This is a genomic window from Paraburkholderia sp. BCC1885 (genome assembly GCF_900996235.1).
Taxonomy (GTDB): domain Bacteria; phylum Pseudomonadota; class Gammaproteobacteria; order Burkholderiales; family Burkholderiaceae; genus Paraburkholderia.
This window is the reverse complement of record NZ_CAAJGM010000252.1, coordinates 155,334-180,805: the sequence shown is the minus strand read 5'-3', so window position 1 is coordinate 180,805 and position 25,472 is coordinate 155,334. Positions and strand designations below refer to the sequence as shown.

Below are 25,472 nucleotides of genomic sequence, written 5' to 3'. Positions count from 1 at the left end.
CCGTTATGTGGTTCAATGTTCCGTATTGCGGTACAAAACTCGATTTTGGTGAATTCTACTATGCGATTCAATGTATTGCATAGTGGTTATGGCGTGGTATTATCGAGTCACACTTCTAATGCGGTGTGGGGGCGGCAGTGATGGATGATGATCTGGCAGGCGAGCGCGGGCAGGGCATTCAGGTCATCGCGCGCGCGGCACGCGTGCTTGACGTGCTGGGTGGGCGTCCGGAGGGTATGAGCCTCGGTGGGATCGCGAAGGCGGTCGATCTGCCGCGTTCCACGGTCCAGCGCATCGTGAAGGCGCTGGCCGATGAGGAACTCGTGCGCACCGGGCGCGCCGACGGGGTGCGGCTCGGGCCGGCCTTTCTGCGGCTGGTCGGCAAGTTGCACACCGATGTGGTTGCCGTGGCGGCACCGCATTTGCAGTCGCTGAGCGACGATATTGGCGAAACGGTGACGCTTGGCCGGATCAGCAGCCACGAACTGGCGTTCATTCACGTTGTGGTTGCCGAGCGAGAGTTGCGGGTGGTGTCTCGCGTGGGGGCAAATTTGCCGCTGGCGACCACGGCGGGAGGCCGGGCGCTCCTGGCGCTTGGCTCGGACGAGGAGGCGCTGGCGCTGCTTCAATTGCCCGACGCCGGAGGGGCGAACGGCAACGAACTGCTGAAAGAATTGAAGCGTGTCAGGCGAACGGGATATGCAGTGGACGATAACGAAACGACGCCCGGCATTGTGTCCCTTGCAGTCGGCGTTGACACGATTCTCGGACGCTTTGCAATATCGATTCCGGCTCCGGCAGTCCGTGTTGCATCGGTCGGACGACCACGGATTGTGGAGCAGCTGCTGGCGTGCCGGGATGTCCTGCTGGGTGAGATCGGACGGAGTCGCCCTGATGAGTGAAACACGATGGGCATGGGGAAACGGAATGCGACTCCTGCAGTGATGCTTTGCACGCCGGCGGGTGTGGTAACACGGTGTCTCTGGGTTGTTCGCCGAATTCCCCGATCACAAATGCACTGGGCGCCTAAAACCGGCGCTAGCCTATCCTGCAATAGATCAGAAACGAGTTGTTCATGCAGGTAGTGGGGCTAGTCGCGGGGCTTGCGGGTGATACCGAGTGGCTCGGGCAGGTCGATCGTCGACCGGAGTGACTTGGTGTCAAACAAGGCGATGGCGGGCGATCTGCCAGGCTGGGCTTTTACCGGCCCTGCTGTGCCTCCGTGGGAGGCGTCGTGCATAAGGAAAGGCGGGATTCGGTTGTGTCGACACAACGCGCGCAGTGACCAGGAGCGGTTGCCGTTGGAGGCTATCCCGTTGGCCTTGTGTCAAACAAAGCAGGCCTGTAATAGACCAGAACCGAGTTGCTTATTCAGGTGGTGGGACCGGGCGAGGGGCTCACGGGGGATACCGAGTGGTCCCCGGCACGTCGATGGTTGACCGGGCTGGTTTGTGTCAAAACAAAGTGACTGCGGCCGATCTGGCAAGCGTGGTCCGGCCCTGCTGTGCGACGTGAGAGGCGGTGCGCGGACGTAAACCGGCGAAGCGGTTGTCTCGACACAACGCGCGGTGACCATGAGCGTTTGCCGCCGGAGACTATCGCATTGGCCTTGTGTCAAAACAAAGACGGGTGCGTGGATGTCGCTTGGGGGTCACTTGTGTGAAAACAAGGAACGGCGTGCCGGGCCGCATGCGACGGGGCAGGCGGCGTCTTCACAAGCCGGATGATGCGCGGCATGCGAGAGTACCCATGGATACAGCGCCGGTGCCGTTGCAGCACGGGGGCGATATCGTGAGCGACAAGGGGCCAGCGCAAAGGCGGATCGTCACGCATGGGGTTGTTGTGTCAAACAAAGATAGGGTCCCTGGGCCGCTGCCCGGTCCGTTTGTGTCAAAACAAGGGACGGCGTTGCCGCGTTCGCGTGCGACGTGTCCGTCTACGCACGCAGATACATGAGCCATGTGAAGGAGGTCATAAGGGAAAAACGGCACCGGCGACGTTCCGGCACAGATCGCATGGTGACCGTGACGGGCGGGGGCGAATCGCGGATCATCGCGCCTCGCTTTGTGTCAAAACAAGGGAGCGAATGCCGGGCCGATTGTATTAAAACAAAGGTTGTCGGTGCGGGTTGGCACACGCTGCTTCACGCGTCGCATGCGGGTTGCGGCGGCATGGGCGGTTGGGATGTGCGATGTCGTGCGAGCGGGAATGCGGCGGGTCGATTATTTCAACACAACCCGCATGACGATGGGCAACGGTATCGAAAAATTGCCGGTTGCGCCGCACCGGATTGTGTCAAACTGTAGTGGTCAAGTTATTTCGGACAGGCCGATAGGTTCTTTCACTGTCGGTTTCGCCTCGTAGGCGACGGGCGACAGATAGCCCAAAGTCGAATGTAAGCGTACAGCGTTGTAGAAACCGACGATGTACTGGTTGATGTCGCGCCGTGCCTCGTCGTGGTTGGCGTATCGACGCTGCCACACGCGCTCCATTTTCAGGTTCAGGAAGAACCGCTCCATCACCGAATTGACGCTCCTATGTCAAGCAGCAGCCGTCGAATCGGCGAGATCGGCGAGGATGAGCGGGTACAGCTCCCTCACGATATAGCGCTTCAGGCAGCGGTGAATTTCCTTGTTGGACATACCCTCCTTCGTCCGGCGCTCGACGTAAGCCCGGGTCCGGGGATCGCTTCTCATGCGGACCATCGCGATGGTCCACAAGGCATTGTTTGCGGACCGGTCGCCGCCCCTGTTCAAACGATGCCGGACCGTCTTGCCGGACGACGCCTGCAACGGACTTGTGCCGCAGAGTGCAGCCAGCGCAGCTTCGTTTTTCAGGCGTTCGGGATTGTCTCCCGCCACAGCAACCAATACCGCAGCGGTCTGAGGGCCGACGCCGAATCTTTCGCGAACCCGCCTAGCATGCTGACTGGTGAGGCTGTCAAGCATGGCATCGAGTGCTTTGAGCTCTTCTGCGAGCGTCAGCCAACGCTTCGCCAGCAAACGCAGTGTGGTCGTGAGCGTTTGCAACATTGGCGTCTTGCCCAACGAGCGAAGACGGGCGCAACCCTCAACGCATTCCGCCGTCTTCGCTTTCAGAAGACGCTCACGGATTTCCTGGGGAGCGCTCACGAGCAAAGCCCGTAATTGATTGATAGCCTGCGTCTTTGCCTTGACTGCACTGCGCCTGGCAACGGAGACAGCGCGCATCGCCTCGGCGGCGCCAGACTGTTCCTTAGGAATAGCAGTGGCCCTTCCGGCAAGGACCGCACGTGCGGCGTTTTCGGCGTCAGTGGGATCGGACTTCCCTTTGGATCGGCGCATCGCGCGATCGGGACGATTGACTTCAAGCACCTCGATCCCATGATCGCGCAGCACGCGAGCCAAACCCGCTCCGTAGGTGCCGGTCCCTTCAACCCCGGCGCGGCGTAACGGGCCGAACGAATTCGCCCATGTCAGCAGGTCGAGATATCCTGCCGTGTTGGTTGTTACCGATAGAGTTCCGAGAAGCCTGCCCGTGTCGCTGATTACAGCCCCGACATGCGTATCCAGGTGCGTGTCAACGCCCAGAATCAGTTCGTTTTGTTCCATGCGTATATCCGTTGTAGTGGGCGCATCGCCAACCCCACTCGCAGGACAGGACACTCACGGTGCAGTACAAAGCTCCTATCAGGTCACAGACGGTGAGCCCGGCAACGCTCGGGGAACGCCGGAACCGATCGACAGGTCAATGCCAAGGCAGCTCGGCCAATCCCAGCACGGGTCAGATCGGTACGACGTTCAGAAGCGATCTTAGACTGAGTGTCCTCCTATCGACCTGTCCGAGGAAATTAGACCATCACAGCGCAGCACCGGATTGTGTCAAACAAAGCCGCCGCAAGGCCAACGGTCGGGAGGGCAGTTTTGTGTCAAAACAAAGGAACCTGACTGCAGGATCAGGCTGCGAGGTCGGCTGTTCCATAGTCGAGGTCGGCACCGGGAGGTCATGCGTTGGTTACCTGTGCAACGAGGGCGGGGTGATTGGGGGTAGGCCCTGGAACCGGATGCGGCGGGCTGTGGCCGGGGTCAGAATTTCTGAACGGTCCCGGCGTGCCCTGCCGGGACCGATACTGCTGTCAGTGCCGTTACTGCTTTGTCTCGATGATCCACCATACCGAGCGAGTTAGTTGCTGCCCGCTGATCGGATGGATATCGCTCAGGTCGGCGACTGCCGTCCAGCCGCGAGGCGGACGATATCCGCGCACGTCACCGTCGCCATGCCAGCGCCATGCGCGGACCGTGCCGGGTGCATAGGTCGCCGCCCTGCGCGGGCGGCGCTGTATGGCTCCTGCGGTCACGCTCGGGCTACCGGCTTGCCAGAGGCTATGGCGGCGGTCGGGAACGGCCATGCGGGTTCTGCGCCGTTTGGCGTCGTTCCCGGTGCGGCGGCGCTGGTATCGTCGCCATCGGCACCGCGCCCCGTTGCATCGCCGTTGAGCGTCGCTGCCTCTGCGGTGGCGTGACTGCCGTCCGGCTCGCTGTCCGTGCCGCTTGCGCCCGCGCCGGTGTCGTCATCCTCGGGCGATTCGTTCTGCGTGTCGCCTTCGTCGCTTTCGTCGCCATCGTCGTCATCGGGATCGTAGTGATTGATGACGGGCGGAGCCTGAGAGGTGAGGATTTCCGGGACCCATTTCACCTTTGCGAGACGCAGTTCGGCTGCGGCTGCGGCGTCGCCTTTTTTCATCTTCTCAAGATCGGCGGCGGCCTTGGGCGAGACGGCGCTGGCGACCACGTCGATGATGCGGGCCTTGCTGACGTGGTCGAAGTACGACGCGCGCGTCGGGGTCCAGTAGCGCGTCATGTCCAGTTCCAGTACCTGAGTCAGGGCATTGACCGTGTGCGGTGCCCCGGTGCCGGTAATGCCGTCGATCAGGGAAGCCGTGCAGAACGCCAGCAGGTCCAGCAGGGTCGTGCCGGGGTCCTGATCGATGAGCCACGGCAGCAGGTCGGCGCGTCGCGCGGGCAGGGTGGCGGTCCACTGCTGGCGCTGTGCGTCAATAGCTGTCCATGCGACGCTGGCGGGCATGTCGTCGGCGGCTTTCAGCAGCTTGTCGTGGCTGCTGGTCGCGTTCAGTTCGAGGTAGGACGCGTCCCACCCTGAACGATAGCGCTCGGCAAAGGCAACCGGCACGAGCCGGTGCAGCAGGACAGCGAGCGCCATGGACGGGCGTTTGGTGAGTTCAGCCTGTACAGCGGCGGTGCGGTGCGCGGTGAGGCGCTGGCAGAGCGCCGCGCTGTGGACGGGCCTTTCTTTCGGGGCGGCCTTTCCGCTGCCGGTGGATGTGTCGCTCATGTCCGTGTCGGCCAGACCGGTGACGACTGCGCCGTCACTTTCGAGCAGGGCGAGGTCGTCCAGCTTCACGAGTCCACGGTCGATCATCAGTTCGCCATTCGGCCCGACCGTGACGAATGCCCCCGCCTGCGCGATCTGTGCGGCGTCCCACACCTGCGCGCGCTGCGCGAATGTCCCGATTGCCCGTTCCATCGCGTCCATCGCTGCTTCGAGGTTTTCGGCTTCCTCGTACGCGTTCTCGTCGCCTTCCTCAAGGGCGTCGAACTTCGCGACGAATTCGTCGTGCTGTGCTTTCAGCGCGTCAAGCTCGCGCTGCTCGTCGTCCGTATAGGGCCGGTGTACCGGCTGAAGCCTGCCGAAGCTGTTCATTTCGCTGTGATCGCGCTCGATGCGAGTTTCGACCCAGCCGAACCCTTCCGCACGCACCGCTTCTGCGGCGGCTTCGAGTTTTTCGCCAACGAGCCGTTGCAGCAGGTCGGCATCCGCGACATACCCCGCGTTCTGTTCATCGCTGAACAGATCGCGCCTCACGTAGCCGCCAGCTGCCTCATAGGCGTCGAGGCCGACGAACTTCACCAGACGGCTGCGGCTTGCGTCGATTTCGGCTCGGGTGATGGCTTGTCGCAGATAATGCGCCGCGCGTTGATAGTCATTGGGCGCGTCGAACCAGAGCCGTTCCTGCGTTTCCTGGTCATCCACGAGGGCGAGTGCGGCAAGCTGGTCAATGCTGATGGCGTCCTCGCGCAGGAGGGCGAGCAGCTTCGGGGAGACGTGCGCGAGTTTCAGGCGGCGTTTCACGGTGAGCGGCGAGACGTCGAACAAAGCGGCGATATAACCGATACTGCGCCGCTCGTCGGTCAGGCGTTTGAAGGCAAGCACGGTATCGAAAACGTCGAGATTTTCCCGCTGGCTGTTTTCGATCAGGCTCGCGGCGAATGCGTCGGCTTCGCTGACGATCCGTACGGGCACCGGATAGTCGGCGGGAATGCGGCCATCCCTGTGCAGCAGGTCGAGGGCGGCGAGTCGCCGCTGACCGGCGCACACGCCGAGCTTGGGCTGTTTGCTGCGGGAACCCTTGATGAAATGGACCACAAGGTTTTGCAGCAGTCCTTTTGCCGCGATGTTATCCGCCAGTCCGGCGATTCCCGAAAGGGGTTTGGTGCGGACATTGAGCGGTGAGAGACGAAGGCGCGAATACGGGACGTGTTCGACCGGCTGCTCCTTGCCGAAATCGGTTTCCAATACGGCGGTGGCTTCGCTGGTGCGGGCGTCGGTATCGGTTGCGCCCGATAGTTCAGGGGTTGATGCGATGACTTGCGATTGCATGACAGACTCCAAAAGAGAAAAGAAAGGTCCCGGGTCCGGTTTGTTGCGAAACATCATGAGTCCCGAATCCGGGTAGGAGTCCTCATGATGGGATGCGCGGTGAGGGCCGGAACGGACCGGCCCTGACGGTCTTACGCCTTCATCGTTCGCATCGCCTCCGCGAGCATCCAGAGGGCGCGGTTCAGTTTCACGTTCTGGTCGATGCCGGTCACCGGGCGCGTGGACATGGAGCGCCCGCTGCGGGAGCGCCCATGCAGGCCGCCCTTGGTCAAGTTCTCTTGCACTTTGTTAAAAACCGTCCAAAGGTCGTCGCGGCGATCCTCGAAACGGCGTGGGGCGAGCAACTGGCTTTCGGTGATCGGGGCAGGGGCCTCGGCGTCAGTCGGGTCATAGCGCAGCGCAAGCGCGGAGCGGGCAAAGGCGTGCTGTTCGTCGCGATCGAGCGTGAGGGCGCGCATGCCGTCCTTCTGCTCGCGGATCAGGTCGAATCCGTCGAGTACGTCGAAAGCACCGTTGATCACGTTCTGCACCACGTTGCCTTTGTGATGCACACGGATATCGCGCACGGTGTCCCCGGCGACCATGCCGTTGTGGCAAACAAATCTGAAGGCACCAGCCAGTAATTGAAAACTGCTCGAGCCGTCGTGCGAATTGAGGAGGATGATTTCGTTGACGTCCTCACCCGTGATTTCAGTGGCGGGGCGAAGGCGCAGCATGTGTTTCGTGTGATCGCGCTTGTCCAGGTCGCGCACGCGCGTCTGGCACACCATGAAGGGCTGGAAGCCTTCATTGCGCAAACCCCTAAGTACGTCGATGGTCGGAATGTAGGTGTAGCGCTCCGAACGGCTTTGGTGCTTGCCATCGGCAAAGATGGACGGGGCGACGCGGTGGATCTGGTCGTCCGACAAAGGGGAGTCGGAGCGGAGCATCGGGGAGCCGGAACGGAAAGAGGAAGCGAGTTGCATGTCAGTCTCCAGAAAGAGAACCATCAAAAAGGGTTGATCGGTGTTGCGCTGACCGGGCTCCAAGATTCGCCCCCGCCGTAGGGGTTGGTTTCATCCTGGTCGAAGCCAGGGGTTGGCTTTGCTGCCGCCAGTCTCCTGAGTTCGCGCCCGTGCGACTCAAGGAGCCGGCGCCGGGTGGGTGTCAAGGAAAGAAGTGAGGGGTTGGTGCGGGACGCAGCGAAGCGGAGGACTCGGCCCCGAACGCCTTGACACCCACCCGGCGTCGGCTACTGTCGCGGGTTAGGGCGGGAACGGTGGAGACTGGTGGATGCGAAGCACTTCGCTGTTCGAGCAGGATGAAACGCCGCGCGGCGAGCGCGAATGTGGAGGCCGCTCGCGGCCTTCACCTGACTGGGCCTTCAAGGGTTTGAGGGGTTAAGGTGTTGCGCAAGGGATTGAAGCCCGGGAGGGTCGAGACGCGTACGCGGCTCGATGCGCAAGCACGAAAGCCCGGTCACGGAGCGCTTGCGGAGGGATGCGCCCATGCCGTTGACGTCAAGCATGACGGAGCAGACAGCAGGTCCTGGTACCAGCGTTGCAGATGGTCGTTGCTGCTGTGACAGGAGCACTGGCGACGCGGCCACTGCCACGGGATGCGGGGCACGCAAGGCGCCCTCACGGAAAACCGGCACTGATATGCCAGGACCAAGGAGCGCAAGCCGCAAGCATCGTATTCCGAGGAGTACCAGGACCGGGCCCCCGGGACGCTGCAGGCTGGCGAGTTGCGCGAAACGTCATATCCCCGCCTGCGTGATCGTGGCCTGCTGGTGCAAAAGAACTGTACCCGATCGTTTAAAAAATTAGGATTACAGAATAATTGGTGCGAAGCAGTCTTGGAGTCTGTGCCCGCCCATGGGCGCATCGAGGATCTCGTGCGCGACGCAGTCCGGCGCACCTCAAGGACGAGTGCGTGTGGACAAGTGTGTGTTGCGGCAGGCCCCACACCCTGATAAGGTCACGGCGGATCCAGGCGCGAGCCCGATGCAGGCAGCGCATAGTCCTTGTCGACCACGCCCCGCTCACTACCCGGATTAACGAGGCTCGCCCGCACCCAGGTGGTTTTATCCCGGAGCCGCCGGATATGGCCCCGGCGCAGATGGGCACGGGGACTGGCATGCATTCCGCCGGCCGGGTGAGCGGCCGGCGCCTCGACCTTTAGCTGCAGCACCTTGTAAGTGTAGAACGGTGTCTGGTTTCTCGCCGTGCGAACTGCATTGCTGGCCCTGCCGGGCGGCACATCGACGGTCTGGACATTTGTGCAGTTCAGGACGGTGCAGGCCTGGACCACCATGCCGACTTCGTCATGCGCGTCGACGATCACCTGCGACAACGCCAGCGCTTGGTCCCCGTTGAATCTGGCAACGGTCTCGGCGAACAGATCCGGAATTAACGCGAACGGTTCGGCCCGGAACCGGTAGCCCTTGCCCTTCAAGCGGCCGGCGCTACGCAAGGCCTGGTGCGCGAGTGTCGTGGCCGGCGTGTCCGCCAAATGCCCGTCAACCCTGCTGTCATGGGGAACGAAGAGTCCTCCCACCCCGGGAGACCAGCTCCTGAGGGCATCGAGGTAATACACGGGGAAGATGAATACCCCGCCTTCCGGGAACATCTGGCGGTATTGGGTGTTCAGCCCGGCAAAGGGTTCGATATCGTCAGAACGCTCCCAGCAGAGTGCGATCCGTCTGCTCGAGCGGGACTGAGGGGCACCGTTCAGCCATGGGTCGACCGGCCGGTGCAGCTCCCACGGCGCTTCAAATATGGTGACCGGGTAGGGCAGGCGCAGCAGCTCCAGGTGTGCCTCGCCGATGGATTTTTCGTCAATCAGCTCGGCGCAGTTGGGAAGGAGAAACTTCACGCCCCGTCGCATCAGGTCGACAAGGCTCTCGATCTGCCGGGCGCTTTGCGGCCGCGCTGCTTTCCACTGTTTCCCGAGGAACAGCAGGTCATCAATCGCAAAGGACGTGTAGTGGGTGATCTCGATCGGTTTGTCCATGTCCGGCCTTCCGCGGTTGCCTCATATGTCTGACGATATGATAGTTCTGAACCGGTAGTCGTGCGCAGGCGGGCGTTTGCCGTTACCAACGGATGCCGAACTTGCAGTCTGGGCATGGATCGTCCGAATGTCGGTTGGGTCCGGTGCGAAACGTCAGCCAATGCGTTCACAAGCGGCCCTTGCGGTATCGGGCCGGGACTCGGGACGAATAGCGACGGATGTGAAGCGAGGCTCGGTACGGTTCTGTCGGCGATCATTTGTTGCTACAGTAGGGATTTCTGGCGCGTGTCGGCTCGCCGGCCCGAACGGCCAGCCACAGTGTGTCCGTGACGGGCCAGCCGATGTGTCCTCTTCGACCGGCTGCCGCCGCGGGAAGACCGTACCCATCCTTGCTGCCCTGAAATTCATGGTTCGTACGCACCGCTTCGCCACAAATGCGCGCAGAAAGCCGCTCACAAGGGAGATGCTGTTACCCCTGCCGGTGGCCAGGGTCCGGGCAATAGCGCTTGAGAATCATCTCGCCCTGGCCACCCTGCGTAGTGGCCACGGCAGTAGCCAGCAGATGCTCTGCCTGTTGAAGGTGGTATATCTCGCGTATTTTCTGCGTGATAAGGAATCACAAGGCAGCGAGATCGAGCTGTTCCGTGCAGCCGAAATAGCGCTTCAGCAGAGCATCAGCTGTGCGGAGAACGGCAGGGAGTGGTCGCTCTCTGATGTTGGCCTGAAGGCGCTGGAGTCGATCCTGGCGATCCATGACCAGCAACTCGGGACGGTGGCGGCATATGTGTATGAGGCGGCCTGGGAGCGGCTTCAGCGCTTCGTGCAGAGCGACGCGAGATCGCCGATACAGGCTGCCGCGACCGGTCAGCCTGCATCGGGAGAGAACGGATAGCAGGGTCCCCGGTTGATGTTCCTGACCCATGCGGCATCGCATGAATAGCGCGTTCTGTGCGTCCGCTGGGCATTGACGTATACCGCTTGAAGAGGTGGACGAATTCTTTTATAACGGCGGTCGTAGTCTGGACGTGGTTGTGATGTGCAACAACGAATGAAGGAGAACAGGGATGAACAAGCAGGAATTGATTGAGGCGGTAGCCACCTCGACAGGCGCGAGCAAGTCTAAGGCTGGCGAGACGATTGACGCATTGATCGACACGATTAGCGGCGCCGTCGCAGACGGTGCGGACGTGCAACTGACCGGGTTCGGCTCATTCACGCAAGGCAAACGTGCCGCACGTGTCGGACGTAACCCGCGAACGGGCGAGGAGATTCGTATCCCGGCCGCGAAAACGGTGAAGTTTACGGCCGGTAAAGCATTCAAGGACGCGGTGAACGGTCACCGGAAGTGACGAAAATAAAGGGCCGCCGCGGGTTAAACGAATCTCGAACATCTGTCGCGGATACGTGCGCCTGCGGACAGGAGCCAGGATATGCGACTGGCGCTCGGTCATGCGCTAGTCCCTGATCCTCGGAATGACCGGGCGACGCGAGTGTTGCAAGGCGTCATCCGCTGTTTGAGCGATCGACCTTTGGGCGACAGCAGGGATGATTCGACACGCATCAAGTCCAGGATCCCTGCTATGCGGCTTTATCTAGCCGCTCAGAAATGAGTCGAAAAGATACTGCGCAAACGCCGTTTTAAACTGTCGACGTTCGATGAGCTGAACGACCCGTTCGAGCTTTTCGACGCGTCCATTGGATTGGAGAGAGGCGGGCCGGGCAACCCTTCAGGATTGTCCAGGAACACTGGACCAGGACGTACCCCGGACGTGTAATGGCGTCACTTGCTATGGTGCATAGGATCGCCAGGCGGCATGTTGACGTTTTCCACCTGCGATATCTGTGCATCGGACTGCGGTTCATCCAATGGTTGCGCTTTGATCCGCTCTACATAACCCCAGAACGGTTCGCCGGCAGCAGTCGTGCATGTTAGTCGGTAAAATATTTCGCGGTGGTCAAAGCCACTGAGCATTTCTTTGACGACATACGTGTCACCTTCGGCGAGGGACCCTATCACCTTGCTATCCCGTGCCGGGCGTTCGAACAGGGATTGCCCGACATAAGCTGCCGGGGTTTCATAAGGATTGCTTTCGTTTGCGGTACGTGCGGCCCGGATGTGCTCATGCTTTCTGCGGATTGCCTCGATGGTCAGGTCTAGGCATCCGGACGCATTCTCACGGTTTGCACTGTTTGCCGCGTATGCGGCCGGAAGCCGAATATACCAGGCCCCATCTACTTCCAACCGGATAACCTGGGGAGTCAGGCGGCGGATGTTGTTGAGGGTTTGTGTGTTGATTCCCCACTCCATCGCATCTATTCGCCAGGTCTCGTGATTGATTTGGACGTAATCGAAAGGAGTTTTTACGTTGTCACGAATCCATTCGGCGTTGCGGGTCCAGTAATGCGCTTTCCAGCCAGAGCCCAACATGGCGAGACCTATAAGGCCGCCGGACATAGGCTCGTTAGCTGATCTATGTCGGTAGGGGTAAATACAGTATTCGTGCTCGAACTCCAGAAAGAATGCTTTGCGCGCAGCGATCAATGCTCGCGCATACTCGCCATCGGCCAAGGCAGACGCCGCGTCATCCAGGAAAGGCCGGGATACCGTGTTGCCGATGAGTTCGGTGAGGAAGATCTCTCTCAGCGGCTTGCCGACAGCTGAATTCAACACTGCGTCCATGGCGACCTTGGCCGCATTCAAATGACTCTGGACCGTCAGGGGTTCCATCACCTGACCGTAATGCTTCGCGGTCACCCTCAGCTTGTTCATAGCCTTGAGGGTGCCGGATTTTGGCACCTTGATCCCTAGCTGACCGATCGCCGAAATCATCTCGTCGAAAGTGAGCTTTTCGATTGCGCGTTCTTCGTCCAACTGTTTCTCGATCAGGACGGCGAGAAAAACCAGTTCAACAGCATCCTGAAGGACGATCAGTGCTGCGGTTGCCAGATAACGGTCGCCAAGCCCGGCTTGCCGCTCCGCTTGCTCGAGCAGCGCGCGCGCTGTGATGAGAGTCTGAAGCGTGGCTTCTTTCATGACGGGCTTTAGTGGTCCGAAGATACGCAGGATGCCACAGGCGCAACGCGAATGGCGGCATAGAACGCATTGAAGATGTCACCGTTGCAACTATAAATGGTTGTCAACTTGGTACATCGTAGCACCCCGATCGCGTGGCGAGCCATACTGAGTACGCATTCGCCCGATGCCAAATAGAATTGTCACTTCGCATCCTAAGATGCGACCTACGACGCTCGGCAACCGACAGTGACCGAGGAACGCCGCTGGCCGATATATGTCCGAACGCATCGGGCAGCACGCGGCCACGAAGCGTCGTTCACCGTATCGTGACGGAAGGCCGAAGTTCAGTCGCTACCGGCCGTTCGACAACTTCGCGCTTACGTGGAGCTTGCCTCCTCGCGCTTTATGCGGAGGTGCGACGATGCGTTCGCAAACCATCGGGCCGCGGACTCTGCCCGGGCGTTGGACCGGGCAAAGTAGGGTGTTCATATTCTGCGACCCAAGGCATCTTTATCCGTAAGGAGCGCGTTCCTGAAAGTCTCTTCAAACCTCTATGTGCGTCCGCTTGCAGGTTGCGGTGCCTTGAGCACCGATTGATGCAACTCCACTTCACAATTTCGATAGACCAAAGTCTTGGGCGATTGTGACCGCCGACGCGAGCGCTCATTCCAATCCCCACTCCGTGAATCGTGGAAAGCAGAGCTGTTGTGAAATCCGTCGCAGTTGAGATCAGCGCGCAGCTTTTGATGCGCTTTCGATGATAGCGACCAGCCACCGAGAGTGGTCGGCCAGTCAAACCGAAAATTTTTTTGGTTCTGAACGCTACAGCATCACCTGTGACGCCAGGGCGGTGTGCTGCATATTCGTCTCCAACAGCCGCCGGGTATCCCGAATACGCCTAGCGGCTAATCCGGTTGAGCGACTGAGCAAATAACATTGCCGGAAAAGTATGTCAAACCGCTTCCAGCTTGAGGGGCGGCATACCTTAGTCGAACGCGCAAACGCGACGATAAATCAGGAGACAACGATGTCCTCACATCCCGCAATGTCGGTGGATGCTAATCGCACCCCCGCGGATGCTACATTCCGAAAAGCCGCGTGGCGATTCATGCCCCTTTTGTTCGTTTGTTACGTGGTCGCCTACCTCGACCGCGTGAATGTTGGGTTCGCTAAGCTATCCAGTCCATGCCGGCCAGCAGGACTGCGGATAAAACAAACGTCATATGGACAGCGATGCCCCACATGATCGTCTGAAGGCCAACTTTTTCGATAGACAGGAAGCTCCGCAATACTTCGATCGCCGATATCGCCACGATCGACGCCATCAGTTTCAGCTTGATATCGGAAAAGCCGACGTGGCCGATCCACTCGGGCGTGTCTTCATGCCCCCCCGAGTTCCAGTCTGGATACAAAATTCTGGTAGCTGCCGAATATGATCATCAGTAGCAGGTTGGCCATCAGGGAGAGGTCGAAGAGCGACAACACGCCGAGGATGACATCCTCCACATCGCTGTCGAGCAGCGTCGCAGCCAGGTGCCAGAACTCCTAGCAGAACTTGACCAGCAGCATGACCATTCCGAGCGCCAGGCCCGCATAGATCGGCGCCAACACCCATCGGCTCGCGAAGAGTCCATGTTCAAACAGCCTCTCCGCCGCATTCGACGCGTGCCCTTCCGTTTTTTCCGTTGGTCGCATAGCTTCCTTTTTACTTCTCCAATCCATCGTATCGGGACGCCGAGTCTTGCCGACCCGTTCGCGTGCGAATCACGCGCCAGCCAGCGGAGTTCTGCGCTTCACCGGGATCCGTATTTTACGCATACGCCACCCAGCGTCTCGATGTGCGCTGGCATTCGATTTACTGATGCGCGCCCGATATGAAGCCGGTCCAGAAAAACTGGAAGCTCACGTTTCGTAACATCGGGAATGGAGGCATGGATGAATCGGAATCCAGCAGCGGTCTGTACAAAGGATCGCCGGGACGACGCGCTCAAGCTGGCGAGACTGAAGGTGCCCATCGTCTCCCGCGCATTCTGATAGGCGACTACGCCGGTGCGAGTCCCCTCACATCGCCAATGACCCTCTGAGTCCGCGCGCGTGCGTCACGATGGCCCACTGTCTTTGAAAGCCCGACGCTGCTGCCGTCAATGCGTCGCCATGTCGCCAAGATCCCTGCGTCGCTCGGTCCGAAATTTCGATCAAAATTTCTCCGTCGATGATAAATGGTGTGAAGGATGAACCGACTGGGGCCATGTTGCCCACGCAACACGTCAAAACGGCGGCATTTACGTTGTTCTTGACAAACGATATTGGCCAAAAAAGAATGGCGAACATCAAATGATAATTTGATCAAATAATGAAAGCCGGCAGACTTCGAGCCGGATTCCCTTGTCGACTTCTCTACAAAGCCTTCAGATCATGACCAGACGCCCGAATTCTCGCCGCTTACCCTCGCTGCTGCTGACAGGCGCGGCCATCGCCTCCATGCTTGCATTCAGCGGGGCCGCGAATGCTCAAAGTTCTGTCACCTTGTACGGCATCGTTGACGCGGGCGTGGGCTACGTCAGCAATATCGGAGGCAAGAGTGAATTCATGCAAAGCACCTCGGTGATGCAGGCCGACCGGCTTGGCTTCAAGGGTGTCGAGAATCTGGGCGGCGGCACAAGCGCGATCTTCGTGCTCGAGAACGGGTTCAGCACGAGCACAGGAGCGCTAGGGCAGGGCGGCAAACTATTCGGACGGCAGGCCTTTGTCGGTTTGAAAGACGACCGCTACGGCACGCTGACAATGGGGAATCAGTACGACTACATGGGCGCAACGCTGGGCATGTACGAAACCTCGACCTGGCTGCTGGGCCAGTATTCCGATCACCCGTTCGCCAACGATCGCGCGAACTCGTTGCGGCTGGCGAATTCGGTTCAGTACATGACGCCCGTCTGGTCCGGTTTCCAGTTCGGAGCGATGTATGGCTTTTCGAATCTCGCCGGCGACATCAACGGAGAAGGTCGCGCATACAGTTATTCGGCAACTTATAACGCCGGGCCCTGGAATGTGGCGGCCGCATATACCGAGGTATCAGGCTCGGCGTCGTCGCTCGATGTTTCGTCGCTGACAGGATTGCCGACCGGCAGTGTCGTGGTCGGCGGCAGTTATTTGCGCACGATGGGTATTGCGACGAGCTACAAGTTCAGTCGCGCGTTCGTGTATGCGATGTACACCCAGGCGCTGTACGCCGGTACTCGCGGCAAGGACATCGAGAACGTGATGTTCCGCAACGGCGAAGTTGGCTTCACTTACTTTCTGACGCCCGCACTGCAGGCGGCGGCGGGATACACCATGACCGCCGTGGGTGCGACCAAATTGCACCAGGTCAGCACGACGCTGGATTACGCGCTCTCGAAACGCACCGACGTCTATGGGATGGTTCTGGTCGAGCATGCGCAAGGCGACAACGCGCGGGCTGCGATCATTGGAATCGGTACGTCGTCGAATGCGAACCAGGTCGTCGCCGACATTGGTATCCGTCATAAATTCTGACGGCACTTGAGAGGGCGCGGACACGCGCTCTCTGAAATCGCGACTGCGGCCTGATGCTGTAGCAGGCTGAAGTAGCAGACATTCGAGCGACCTGGTCAGGCGATTCGTCGACCAGCGTCGCTCGCGAAATTAGCCGCTCCATGCGGCTAATTTGCGTGAAAGCTCATGCCGTCACGCTGGTATCGCGTCGGTGCAGAATGTCGAGCAGGAACTCGAACGACGAGCGAATATCTTTCTCCATCGCGGCGCGTGCCGACGCGGCGTCGCGCTTTTCGAATCCTTCTATCACGATGTGATGGTAGTTCGTGCCGGCCGTGTTGTACGGCACTTCCTGATTGCGTTCGACTTCTTCAGTGATGACCCGCATGTACGGCCCGCACTGCAGCCACACCGTCTCGATCAACTGAGGCAGTACGGTTGAGCCGGAGAGGCGATAAATCAGGAAATGAAACTCCTGATTCTTGACGAGGCTCTCGTGAATGCCGTCGTGTTTAATAGCAAGTTCGTGTTCGGCGATCAGCCGCTTGAGCTTACGAACGGCCGCCTCGTCTGCATGCGCGCAGGCCATTTCAGTGGCCAGGCCCTCGAGCGCAATGCGCGCGTCGCACAGGTCCTGCAAATGCTTCGCGGTCACCTCGGGCACCTGGATCGTTCCGTTCGGCAAAGCCACCAGGCCATTCTCCACGACGAGTTGCCGCAGCGCTTCGCGCACGGGCATGGCGCTCGAGCCGAAACCCTCGGCGAGCGTGGCGACGGTCAACTGCGTACCGGGTTCGAAGCGCCCTTGCATGAGCGAGGTGCGCAACTGCGTATAAATCGACTCCTGCATCGTCGACCGCTTTACGACGCGCTGGATCTGGTCAGCCATGATTGCTCCGTGATCGTTAGATCAAAACTCCGTGAATTTTATCATTTTGATTGCGGATCCGGTGCTCCAGACTCCCTCCCGTTCCATCCGAAAGTATCGTTCGCCAAAAAAATGGTGCGCAATAATTTGTTTTGATCAGTTTATAACCGCCAGATTCGATGCGGAACCAGCCCTGAAGTCAAACGGCGCGGCACGGCCAGGACGGGCGCCGGCATCGCAGCGAGCAAAAAAAAAGCCGGTCAGAGAAAAATCTCTGACCGGCGAAGATAGCAACAACAAACATCACGAGGGAAATATTAATGGCGGCCAGAAAACCTCACAGCGTGTCGAAGAACGCCTTCAGACGCGTCATCGCTTCAATGAGCCGCTCCTTCGATACCGAGCCGAAACACACGCGCAGGTGGCCTTCGCCGGCGCCGCCGTAAAAGCTGCCGGCTTCCACGACCACCCGCGCCTCGACCAAAATACGATCCGCGCATTCCTGCGCGCTCAGTCCGGTCGCGCCGATGTCCGCGAATGCGTAAATCGTGCCTTCAGGACGCGCGCACTTGACGTTGCGCATCGCATTGAGCGCATCCACGACGATGTCGCGCTTGGCCTTGTCGTCGTTGACCAGTTGCGCGAGCATGGCGCGCTCGCCCGTCACGGCGGCGAGCGCGCCCGCCTGAATGAACGTGTTGACGTGCGTGACGTCGTTGGCCGTGATCTTCAGCAGGCCGGGCATTACGTCGGCGGGGGCGGTCATGAAGCCGATGCGCCAGCCGTCCATCGCGAAGGACTTGGTGAACGCGAACATCGAGATCGTGCGCTCCTTCATGCCCGGAATCGAGCCGATGCTGATGTGCTTCGCGTCGTCGTAGACAATCTCTTCGTAGACCTCGTCGGACAGCACCACCAGATCATGACGAATGGCGAGATTCGCCAGCGCCTGCAATTCGTCCCGGCTATACACGCGGCCGGTCGGATTGGCGGGATTGACGATCACGATCGCCCTGGTGCGCGGCGTGATCGCGGCTTCGATGGCGGCGGTGTCGATGGAGAAGTTGTTTGCGCGGTCCAGATCGACGATTACCGGTTTGCCGCCCGCCAGTTCGATTTTGCCGATGTGCTGCGGGTAATACGGAGCCAGAAGAATGACCTCGTCGCCCTGATCGATCAACGCGAAGAAGGCCGCGAACGAGGCGTGCGTGAGGCCGTTGGTGACCAGAATGTCGTCGGCCGTTACGTCGAGGCGATTGAATTCGCGCAGCTTCGCCGCCAGCGCTTCGCGCAATGCCGGAAGCCCGCGCATGTCGCTGTAGTGGACTTCGCCTCGCATCAGCGCATCCACGGTCGCCTGCTTGACCGGTAGCGGTGTGTCGGCGTGCGGGCAGCCGAGTTCGAGATGAATCAGGTCGGCGTTATCGCCCGGCAGGTTGCGGGCTTTTTCGTACATGCCATACGATTTTTTCGACGTTTCGGTGATGCGTTTAGCGAGTTTCATGTGTCGGTTCCAGGGTGCCGCTGCCCGCCGTCACAGAAGACGCGGGTGCGGACCGGGTTGGTAAAGGTGCGCAGCAATGTTCGCGGCGACGGTTCAGACCGGCTTGCCTTCGCTGCTTGCCCAGTTGGGCATCAACGTATTGGTCGGCAGGCTCTCGTCGATCATCTTGCGGGCGGTTTCGATTCCGGCAACGGGCAGGCCCGCCGGATCGAGCGCACCGATCTGCACGAGCACCGACGCCTGGTCCCAGTAGATGTGCTCGTTGTAGAGCTTGTCGCCGCGAAAACACACGACCGCCAGCATCGGAATCTCGAAGTACTTGCCGGTGGGTGCGAGGCCGGGCAGCAGCCAGTCGATCTCGCGATCATGCGTCGCACAGAACACGAATTCGTCGACGATGCGATCGGTGCCGATCGTGCGCGAAATGGGAATCAGCCTCGTGTCGGCGGGATTCGCATCGACGAAGTGATATTTGTAGAAACGCTTGAGCTGGTCATGGCCGACGCCGCCCGTCATGGTGGGCACATGGTTGACGTAGGGTTCGGCCACCATGGTCGGCATGATCGCGTTCACGTCGCGCGTGGCGAACTCGTAGTAGCAGTGCTTTTCCCAGAGAGCGTCGAGGTCGTGAACCGGGCCGAGCACTTTGCGCAATACGGCGAGCGTTCTCGAGTACGCCATCAGCGTGGCCGGTTTGTTGAAGTGCTCGCGCTCCGGTGTGGCGAATGCGTGGTCGCAACCCGGATAGACGTATTGTTCGATCTGTGGCTGGTTTGCCAGTGCGCGCATGATCGTCTCGCGCGTGTCGAGCGGGCAGAATGCGTCGTCGCCGGCGAAGTGGAACACCATCGGGCACTGGATGTGCGGTACTTCGTCGAGAAATGCATCGAGCCCGACGCCGTAGTAGCTCACCGCGCAGTCGATCGATGTGCGTGCCGCCGCCAGCATGGCGAGCTTGCCGCCGAGGCAATAGCCGATCGCCCCGATCTTGCCCGCGTGTTCGGGCTGCGTGCGCAAAGCCTGCATGGACGATTCGATATCGCGTACGGCGAGGTCGAGATCGATTTTGTCGTTGAATTTCAGGGCTTTTGCGAAATCCTGCTCGCCGTAACCCAGCACGACGCCAGGCTCCATGCGCCAGAACAGATCCGGCACCAGCACCACATAACCTTCTTCCGCGAAACGGTCGGCCATCGACTTCATGTAGTCGTTGATGCCGAAGATTTCCTGCAACAGAATCAGGCCCGGTCCCGAACCTTGCGCGGGGGTGGCCTTGTAGGCGGCAAACGATTTGCCGTCGTGACTCGTTACCTCGATGAAGCGTCCCATTCGTTCCTCGTCAATTCGCTTGAATGCCTGTGGTGGTCGCGCGTGGTCGTCAACCGGCAGAGGCGGCGCGTGCGCCGACGATCTGCGTCTGAATCGTCGCGCGATCTGCGGCCAGCATGCGGGCCACGTCGATCGCCATCTGACCGACATAGACTTCGCGCTCGCCGCCGTCGAGCGCGGCCAGCGTTGCGTGGACGACCGCGTCGGTCGACAGCTTGTCGCCTTCGTAATTGCGGCTCATGTCGGTGTCGATCGCGCCCGGCATCACCGCAAACACGCGCACGCCGTGCGGCGCGAGTTCGGCGTCGAGTCCTTCGGACAAACGCAAGGCTGCTGCTTTCGACGCGCACAGCGACGTCATGGGTGCGAGCGTGATGCGCGCGAGGATCGAGAGGATGTTGACCATTGCGCCGCGCGCTGCGATCAGTTGCGGCGAGAAGGCCTGCGCCATCGACAGCGTGGCGAAATAGTTGACCTCCATTTCGCGGCGCGCGGAGCCGGGCTGACTCGCCGACAGCGCGCCCGCCTGAAAGTTGACGCCTGCGTTGTTGATCAGCAGCGTGACATCCGTGGCGATGCGCGTGGCGGCTTCGACCTGGCTCGCATCGGTGACGTCGAGTTGCAGCGGCACCACGCGGCTGTCTGCCGGATACGCAGGGTTTTCAGCCGGCCGGCGCATGGCCGCATAGATTTTTCCGGCGCCCTGCGCGAGCAGGACTTCCACGAATTTCGCGCCGAGGCCACGGTCGGCGCCGGTGACCAGCGCGACGGTATGTTGATCGATCGTCATCGGAAAGAGGGCGGTTAAGGTAGGCGGGCGGCGCGGAATGACGGAGGCGCCGGTCGTGCTGCGTGTCAGATGATGTGGAAGACCTCAGGGCTGTCGGCGAGCTTCGCGCAGAGGCGCTCGACATCCTCGGGCAGCATCCAGCGCTTGTCGGCCAGTTGCGAGGCCGCGGCGACCAGCGCTTCGCGCCAGGCCTGTTCGTTGCCATAGCGCACTTCGAACGAGGCGCGGCGATCACGCGGAACAGCCGCCGCGACGCCGCCGCGTGCAAACGGAATGTACGAGCCATACACGCTATACAGGCCGCCCGGCGCATAGCCCGGAGCACGCAAAGCCCATCCCGCATGGGTTCCCAACGGAACTTCGACGAATGGATGGCGAATGCCGGCTGTGCCGTTGCCGTCCTGATCGACGGCGGGCACGAAGACCGGATAACGTTCGCCTTCGCGCGGCGGCACCGAGTTGTGATCGAGCAGCCGCAGTTCGTTGATCACGCGCGGTCCTTCGAGCCCCGTCGCGCCTTCGAAACGTTCGACGAATTGCGCGAGCGTCCACCAACCGCCATTCGCATGTGACGGAAACGCGCTGGCAGGCGGCTCGATTCCCTCATCGACCCAGCGACGCATGGCGACCAGCAAAGCGCGCAGCGTCGCGCCGTAGGTGAGCGGGTTGCTCGCGTACAGCACCACCGGCGAGTTCGGCAGCGGATAGTCGCCATGCGCGATACCGGTGACGAGATAAAGGCGCACATCGGGATCGTCGGGCAGGTCGCGTCCTTCGCAATCTGTCGCGACCAGCGACGCTCGGGCGGACCAGACTTCGGAGTCCGTATCCATATGCATCAGCTTTGGCGCGGTGCCTGAAGCACGAGCCTTCGCGAGGATGCCGTCGGTTTTACCGCTGATCGGGTCGCTCAGCGTTTGATAGGCGAACGGGAATTGATCGCCCGGAAAGCTGTGGTCTTCATGCTGACGCGAATAACGGCCGGGTTGCGAAAACGGCGCGTTGACCCACGCGCGGCGCGAACCGGAAATGATCGGCACGGCGCCGTCGAAGACGATTTGCGAGTCGAGGCTCTCGTTGAAGCCCTGATAGATGAAGTCGCGCAGTACGCGTCCGCTTTGCGACAGACCGAAGCCGAGCGCGCGCGTCGGCTGACCGTTCGTGGGCGCGAGCGGATTCGGCGTGCCCTCGCTGTCTTGCGTTTCGTACTTCAGAAACGCCATGACGTCGCGCACGCTTGCATAGCCGAGGCCCATCACGACCGGGTCTTGCGCGTCGTAAATGAATTCGAAGATTGCGCCACGGTCGAGCTTGCAAACGGGCAGACGGTCGATCTGAATCCGGTTCCGGTCGAGAAAGCGCCACTCGATTCCAGCCGCGGCCACGCGCGGATCGCGCTCGTTTTGCCGCGCGGTAAGGCTGGCGCTCGAGGTGTCCAGCCTGGCGGCCGGATACGACAGAGTGAGCACATAGCTCTCGTTGCTGAGTTCCTGAAGAATCGCTCCGCGAATGGAGTCCGGCGCGTCGAGCACGAACTCTTCCCACCCTTTGCCGACGATAGGCTGACCGTCGCGCGTAGCCACGGGAAACTGCGCGAGCATGCGGCCACCGCCCGGCTCGACATTGCCTTGCCACGCGGTCCAGACGATCGAATAGCCCTCATGCATCAGGAAACCGTTGCCGATGTCCTCCGGCTGCGTCGGCAATGCGACTACGGGTGCATTGTTGATGCGCACCACGCCTCGCTGGGTGCCGCGATTGAGCCACTCGTAAAACAGCCAGCCGTTGCCGCGAGCGAGATCGACGGGCTTGTAGATATGAAAGTCGACGCTGTATTCGACCATGCCGTTCGACGCGCGCGGCGCATGCGCGAGGTTCGCGATGTCGCGGTTCAGCGGCGCGTCGGGGTCGATTTCGCAATGAGCGCGCCCCGACACCAGTTCATAGCTGCCGACACATCCGTCCTTGCCGAATACGACGCCTTCGAATACCGGCTGACGCGACAGGATTTCCAGTTTTTTGACGCCTAGCATGTATTGGCTCCGGCCTTCAGGGTTGCACGACGGGTTGCGCCACGATACGCAGATAAGGGCGCAGCACCTGCACGCCAGCGGGATACATCTGCTCGGCTTTGTCCTGCGCGAGCGACGGCGGCAGCATTACCGGGTCGCCTTCGGTCCACGTCGACGAGGTCGCGACCCGCTTGCTCGCGGTGAGTTGCGCCGCTTTGAGGGTACGCAGAATCTCGCTGAAATTGCGGCCGTTCGTGACCGGATAGGTGAGCGTCATCGCGATCCGGCGGTCCGGCGCGATCAGATAAGCCGAGCGCAGCAGCGACGGCGACGACGCGGTCGGGTCTAGCAAGCCGAGCAGCGCAGGCACGTCGCCCGCTGGATCGTTGATCAGCGCAAACGACGGCGTGCATTCGAGCATCTCGCGCAGATCCTCGAGCCAGGCCGACACCATGTCCTGCGGATCGACCGACATGCCCAGCACGCGCGCGCCGCAGCGCTCGAATTCGGCGTGCAGTTGTTCGAGCGCGACAAATTCGGTGCTGCAGGTCGGCGACATTGATTTGAACGCGAAAACGAGCGCCCAGCCGTCGCCGAGCCAGTCGGCGAAATTCATCGGGCCCTGGCTCGACACGGCTTCGAATTCAGGCAGCAAGGTTCCAACAGAGAGCGTCATGCGATTAGTCCTGTCCAGTCGTTAGGGCGGTTCAAGTGTCGTGAGTCAGGCCAAGGCCGCCCGTCGCTCGGAGAAAAAAAGTTGATCAAATGATCGTTGTGACGAGTTTCGCTGGGTAAAAAAGCCATGTCAAGGCTTTTGTTCCCGATCAAGCCTCAACGTTGGCTCGGTCAATTCGCGAAATTTTTGCTAGTTGCACAATCTATTATTATTTGATCAAATGATTTCGACGTGAACGGGGTGCGGTCGAACCGGCCGCCGGGACACGAGAAATTGAGTGGAGAAATCATGAGTTCCAAAAGCATTGTCGTGTCGGAAGCGCGCAGCGGGTTGCAGATCCGTTTCCAGTTGCTGGAGCAGCAGGCGGCGGAAAGCACTGAATTCCTGTGGGATCTGCTGGCGACGCCGCGCGAGATGCCGGCGATTCATGCCATGTGGACGGGCCCGGAGATTTCCTGCCCGATTCCGACCGGGATGATCGATCCGCAACGCAATGCTCGTGCGTTGGCGCCGGAAAACGCGACGGTCACGCCGCAGCCCGGCGACCTAGTGCTCGCCTATGTGCCCGCGAAAATGTGGGGCGGCAATCCGCAGCCGGTATTCGACCTCGGCTTCTTCTATGGTCCAGGAGGCCGGATGCTGTTCCCGATCGGCTGGCTCGCCGGAAACGTGGTGGCGCGCGCCGATCGCGACGATCTCGACGCGCTCGCGAAAGGCTGCGGCGCGATTCGCCGTGCCGGTGCGTGCACGCTCAGCCTGTCGAGGGCGTAAATGGCTCCGCAAGCTCCACGGCGCGCGCTCCGGCAAAACTACTGGCCCACCGCGGCCGGTGCGGCGATCTCTTTTCCCCGGCTCGACGCCGATATCGACTGCGATGTGGTCGTGATCGGCGCAGGCATCATGGGACTCAACGCTGCCCTCGAATTGGCCGGTCGCGGGGTCAGCGTGGCGGTGGTCGAGGCGGAACATCCGGCTGCGGCGGCGTCGGGCCGCAATGGCGGTCTCGTGGTGCCGAGCCTGCCGCGTGTGGGTCCGCTCGATGTCGTGCGGCTGCTAGGCGATCGCTACGGAGCGGAGTTGGTGCGGCTCGTCGCGGACGGCGCGCAAACGGTGTTCAGCACGATTGAGCGTTATCAGTTGAAGTGCGATGCGGTGCAGGGCGGCTGGATCAATCCCGCGCACGCCGGCGAACTGGTGGAAGGCTTGCAGGCGCGTGTTTCGGCATGGCAGCGCGCGGGCTCGCGGGCGACCTGGCTCAATGCCGCAGCGGCCAGAGAACGGATCGGCAGCGACACGTTTCATGGCGCACTGTACGACCCGAGCGGCGGCCATCTCAATCCGTACGCCTATACGCAGGAACTGGCGCGCGTGGCGTCGGAAAAAGGTGTGCGGATTTTCTGCGAGTCGCCTGTGTTGCGCGTCGGGTCCGGCGGAGGCCGCTATGTCTTACACACGCCGGCCGGCTCTGTCGTGGCCAACACCATCCTGCAATGCACGAATGCGATGCAGGGCGGCCCGCAGTCGCTCGCTCCGGCGGTCGCGCGCAGCTTTGTGCCGTTGACCGTGTTCCAGCTGGCGACGCAGGTGATTCCCGCAGACGTGCGCCATTCGATCCTCAAGGGAAACGAGGCTTTGTCCGACACCCGCAACAATCTGTTCGCGTTGCGTTTCACGGCGGACGGCCGGATCGTGACGGGTGGCATGGCACCACTGTCGCAATGGATGGCGGAGCCGCGCTTGCTGCGCTCGCTCGCGCGGCGCATGGAGCGGATTTTCCCGCAACTCCATGAGGTGACATTCGACTTCATCTGGAGCGGCGGCGCGGCGTTGACGCCGGACTTCCTGCCCCGGCTTTTCGAGGTCGGCAAAAACTGGTTCGCGCCGCTCGGATGCAATGGTCGCGGCATCGCAATGACGACCTCGTTAGGACAGCGCCTCGCTTCTTACGTGGTGGATCGCGACGCGGACGTGCTGCCGTTACCCATTACTTGCGCAGCGCCGATCAAGGCTCACACGTTCGCCCGTTATGTACCGCAGCTTCTGCTGCCGGTGGGCATCCTTCAGGATGCGATGCGTCGCTAGTCACCTGGTAATCCGTATCAATCGACGCGCG

20 protein-coding genes and 1 pseudogene are annotated in these 25,472 nt (G+C 60.9%); 6 read left to right on the top strand and 15 right to left on the bottom strand.

Features of this window, described 5'->3' with window-relative positions:
• Positions 1-140: 140 nt before the first annotated feature.
• Positions 141-902, top strand: coding sequence for an IclR family transcriptional regulator (locus FQ755_RS32965; protein ID WP_144161264.1), 762 nt, complete (start codon positions 141-143; stop codon positions 900-902).
• Positions 903-2,309: 1,407 nt separating this feature from the next.
• On the opposite strand, the pseudogene FQ755_RS38825 reads toward FQ755_RS32965, so the two are convergent.
• The 6 genes and pseudogenes from FQ755_RS38825 to FQ755_RS32930 form a co-directional block, all read right to left on the bottom strand.
• Positions 2,310-2,528, bottom strand: a pseudogene (locus tag FQ755_RS38825) (IS3 family transposase); the annotation flags it as partial.
• Between the two features lie 12 nt (positions 2,529-2,540).
• The gene (locus tag FQ755_RS32955) at positions 2,541-3,590 is read right to left on the bottom strand and encodes an IS110 family transposase (protein WP_144161261.1); all 1,050 of its coding nucleotides are present in this window, start codon (positions 3,588-3,590) and stop codon (positions 2,541-2,543) included.
• Positions 3,591-4,123: 533 nt separating this feature from the next.
• On the bottom strand, positions 4,124-4,336 hold the full coding sequence (locus FQ755_RS32945; RefSeq protein WP_260858989.1) for a hypothetical protein: 213 nt from the start codon (positions 4,334-4,336) through the stop codon (positions 4,124-4,126).
• Positions 4,333-6,657 (bottom strand): ParB/RepB/Spo0J family partition protein, encoded by a 2,325-nt coding sequence (locus tag FQ755_RS32940; protein ID WP_144161255.1) that lies wholly within the window; start codon positions 6,655-6,657, stop codon positions 4,333-4,335. Before FQ755_RS32940 ends, FQ755_RS32945 begins: the two co-directional genes overlap by 4 nt.
• A 131-nt stretch (positions 6,658-6,788) precedes the next feature.
• Entirely contained in the window at positions 6,789-7,622 is an 834-nt protein-coding gene (locus FQ755_RS32935; RefSeq protein ID WP_144161252.1) for a DUF932 domain-containing protein, read from the bottom strand.
• Positions 7,623-8,616: 994 nt separating this feature from the next.
• Positions 8,617-9,651 (bottom strand): hypothetical protein, encoded by a 1,035-nt coding sequence (locus FQ755_RS32930; RefSeq protein ID WP_144161249.1) that lies wholly within the window; start codon positions 9,649-9,651, stop codon positions 8,617-8,619.
• Between the two features lie 343 nt (positions 9,652-9,994).
• Here FQ755_RS32930 and FQ755_RS32925 point away from each other — a divergent pair, with 343 nt between their 5' ends.
• A complete protein-coding gene (locus FQ755_RS32925) occupies positions 9,995-10,543 on the top strand; it encodes a hypothetical protein (protein WP_260858988.1) in 549 nt (182 codons plus the stop codon).
• A 172-nt stretch (positions 10,544-10,715) separates the two neighbouring features.
• On the top strand, positions 10,716-11,000 hold the full coding sequence (locus FQ755_RS32920) for an HU family DNA-binding protein (RefSeq protein WP_144161246.1): 285 nt from the start codon (positions 10,716-10,718) through the stop codon (positions 10,998-11,000).
• A 431-nt stretch (positions 11,001-11,431) separates the two neighbouring features.
• Here FQ755_RS32920 and FQ755_RS32915 read toward each other — a convergent pair whose 3' ends face one another.
• From FQ755_RS32915 to FQ755_RS38465, 3 genes are all read right to left on the bottom strand, one after another.
• The gene (locus tag FQ755_RS32915; RefSeq protein ID WP_144161243.1) at positions 11,432-12,685 is read right to left on the bottom strand and encodes a hypothetical protein; all 1,254 of its coding nucleotides are present in this window, start codon (positions 12,683-12,685) and stop codon (positions 11,432-11,434) included.
• Between the two features lie 1,151 nt (positions 12,686-13,836).
• A complete protein-coding gene (locus FQ755_RS38470; protein WP_260858987.1) occupies positions 13,837-14,079 on the bottom strand; it encodes a YqhA family protein in 243 nt (80 codons plus the stop codon).
• The gene (locus tag FQ755_RS38465; protein ID WP_260858997.1) at positions 14,048-14,152 is read right to left on the bottom strand and encodes a YqhA family protein; all 105 of its coding nucleotides are present in this window, start codon (positions 14,150-14,152) and stop codon (positions 14,048-14,050) included. The genes FQ755_RS38470 and FQ755_RS38465 overlap by 32 nt, the downstream gene beginning before the upstream one ends.
• Positions 14,153-15,082: 930 nt before the next feature.
• Here FQ755_RS38465 and FQ755_RS32900 point away from each other — a divergent pair.
• The gene (locus FQ755_RS32900; protein WP_144161240.1) at positions 15,083-16,201 is read left to right on the top strand and encodes a porin; all 1,119 of its coding nucleotides are present in this window, start codon (positions 15,083-15,085) and stop codon (positions 16,199-16,201) included.
• A gap of 163 nt (positions 16,202-16,364) precedes the next feature.
• On the opposite strand, the gene FQ755_RS32895 is transcribed toward FQ755_RS32900, so the two are convergent.
• The 6 genes from FQ755_RS32895 to FQ755_RS32870 form a co-directional block, all read right to left on the bottom strand.
• Positions 16,365-17,069, bottom strand: a complete 705-nt coding sequence (locus FQ755_RS32895) for a GntR family transcriptional regulator (RefSeq protein ID WP_144161237.1) — start codon at positions 17,067-17,069, stop codon at positions 16,365-16,367.
• Positions 17,070-17,385: 316 nt separating this feature from the next.
• The gene (locus FQ755_RS32890) at positions 17,386-18,552 is read right to left on the bottom strand and encodes a pyridoxal phosphate-dependent aminotransferase (protein ID WP_222105814.1); all 1,167 of its coding nucleotides are present in this window, start codon (positions 18,550-18,552) and stop codon (positions 17,386-17,388) included.
• A 93-nt stretch (positions 18,553-18,645) separates the two neighbouring features.
• On the bottom strand, positions 18,646-19,881 hold the full coding sequence (locus tag FQ755_RS32885) for a dienelactone hydrolase family protein (RefSeq protein WP_144161234.1): 1,236 nt from the start codon (positions 19,879-19,881) through the stop codon (positions 18,646-18,648).
• A gap of 49 nt (positions 19,882-19,930) precedes the next feature.
• Complete coding sequence (locus tag FQ755_RS32880; RefSeq protein WP_144161231.1) at positions 19,931-20,671, bottom strand: SDR family NAD(P)-dependent oxidoreductase; 741 nt, start codon at positions 20,669-20,671, stop codon at positions 19,931-19,933.
• 65 nt (positions 20,672-20,736) lie between these two features.
• Positions 20,737-22,704: an alpha/beta hydrolase domain-containing protein gene (locus tag FQ755_RS32875; protein ID WP_144161228.1), complete on the bottom strand. Its 1,968-nt coding sequence runs from the start codon at positions 22,702-22,704 to the stop codon at positions 20,737-20,739.
• A gap of 16 nt (positions 22,705-22,720) precedes the next feature.
• A complete protein-coding gene (locus FQ755_RS32870; RefSeq protein ID WP_144161225.1) occupies positions 22,721-23,359 on the bottom strand; it encodes a redoxin domain-containing protein in 639 nt (212 codons plus the stop codon).
• A 288-nt stretch (positions 23,360-23,647) separates the two neighbouring features.
• Between FQ755_RS32870 and FQ755_RS32865 the strand changes: the two genes are divergently transcribed.
• Together FQ755_RS32865 and FQ755_RS32860 are read left to right on the top strand one after the other, a co-directional pair.
• Complete coding sequence (locus FQ755_RS32865; protein WP_144161222.1) at positions 23,648-24,130, top strand: DUF3830 family protein; 483 nt, start codon at positions 23,648-23,650, stop codon at positions 24,128-24,130.
• Positions 24,131-25,441: an NAD(P)/FAD-dependent oxidoreductase gene (locus FQ755_RS32860; RefSeq protein WP_144161219.1), complete on the top strand. Its 1,311-nt coding sequence runs from the start codon at positions 24,131-24,133 to the stop codon at positions 25,439-25,441.
• Positions 25,442-25,472: the final 31 nt, after the last annotated feature.

Excerpts from the sequence above, each read along its gene's own strand:
- FQ755_RS32860 (WP_144161219.1), top strand. The coding sequence starts at position 24,131 with ATGGCTCCGCAAGCTCCACGGCGCGCGCTCCGGCAAAACTACTGGCCC.
- FQ755_RS32870 (WP_144161225.1), bottom strand. The coding sequence starts at position 23,359 with ATGACGCTCTCTGTTGGAACCTTGCTGCCTGAATTCGAAGCCGTGTCG.
- FQ755_RS32865 (WP_144161222.1), top strand. The coding sequence starts at position 23,648 with ATGAGTTCCAAAAGCATTGTCGTGTCGGAAGCGCGCAGCGGGTTGCAG.
- FQ755_RS32920 (WP_144161246.1), top strand. The coding sequence starts at position 10,716 with ATGAACAAGCAGGAATTGATTGAGGCGGTAGCCACCTCGACAGGCGCG.
- FQ755_RS32880 (WP_144161231.1), bottom strand. The coding sequence starts at position 20,671 with ATGACGATCGATCAACATACCGTCGCGCTGGTCACCGGCGCCGACCGT.
- FQ755_RS32940 (WP_144161255.1), bottom strand. The coding sequence starts at position 6,657 with ATGCAATCGCAAGTCATCGCATCAACCCCTGAACTATCGGGCGCAACC.
- FQ755_RS32895 (WP_144161237.1), bottom strand. The coding sequence starts at position 17,069 with ATGGCTGACCAGATCCAGCGCGTCGTAAAGCGGTCGACGATGCAGGAG.
- FQ755_RS32965 (WP_144161264.1), top strand. The coding sequence starts at position 141 with ATGGATGATGATCTGGCAGGCGAGCGCGGGCAGGGCATTCAGGTCATC.
- FQ755_RS32900 (WP_144161240.1), top strand. The coding sequence starts at position 15,083 with ATGACCAGACGCCCGAATTCTCGCCGCTTACCCTCGCTGCTGCTGACA.
- FQ755_RS32890 (WP_222105814.1), bottom strand. The coding sequence starts at position 18,552 with ATGAAACTCGCTAAACGCATCACCGAAACGTCGAAAAAATCGTATGGC.
- FQ755_RS32930 (WP_144161249.1), bottom strand. The coding sequence starts at position 9,651 with ATGGACAAACCGATCGAGATCACCCACTACACGTCCTTTGCGATTGAT.
- FQ755_RS32915 (WP_144161243.1), bottom strand. The coding sequence starts at position 12,685 with ATGAAAGAAGCCACGCTTCAGACTCTCATCACAGCGCGCGCGCTGCTC.
- FQ755_RS32875 (WP_144161228.1), bottom strand. The coding sequence starts at position 22,704 with ATGCTAGGCGTCAAAAAACTGGAAATCCTGTCGCGTCAGCCGGTATTC.
- FQ755_RS32935 (WP_144161252.1), bottom strand. The coding sequence starts at position 7,622 with ATGCAACTCGCTTCCTCTTTCCGTTCCGGCTCCCCGATGCTCCGCTCC.
- FQ755_RS32885 (WP_144161234.1), bottom strand. The coding sequence starts at position 19,881 with ATGGGACGCTTCATCGAGGTAACGAGTCACGACGGCAAATCGTTTGCC.
- FQ755_RS32955 (WP_144161261.1), bottom strand. The coding sequence starts at position 3,590 with ATGGAACAAAACGAACTGATTCTGGGCGTTGACACGCACCTGGATACG.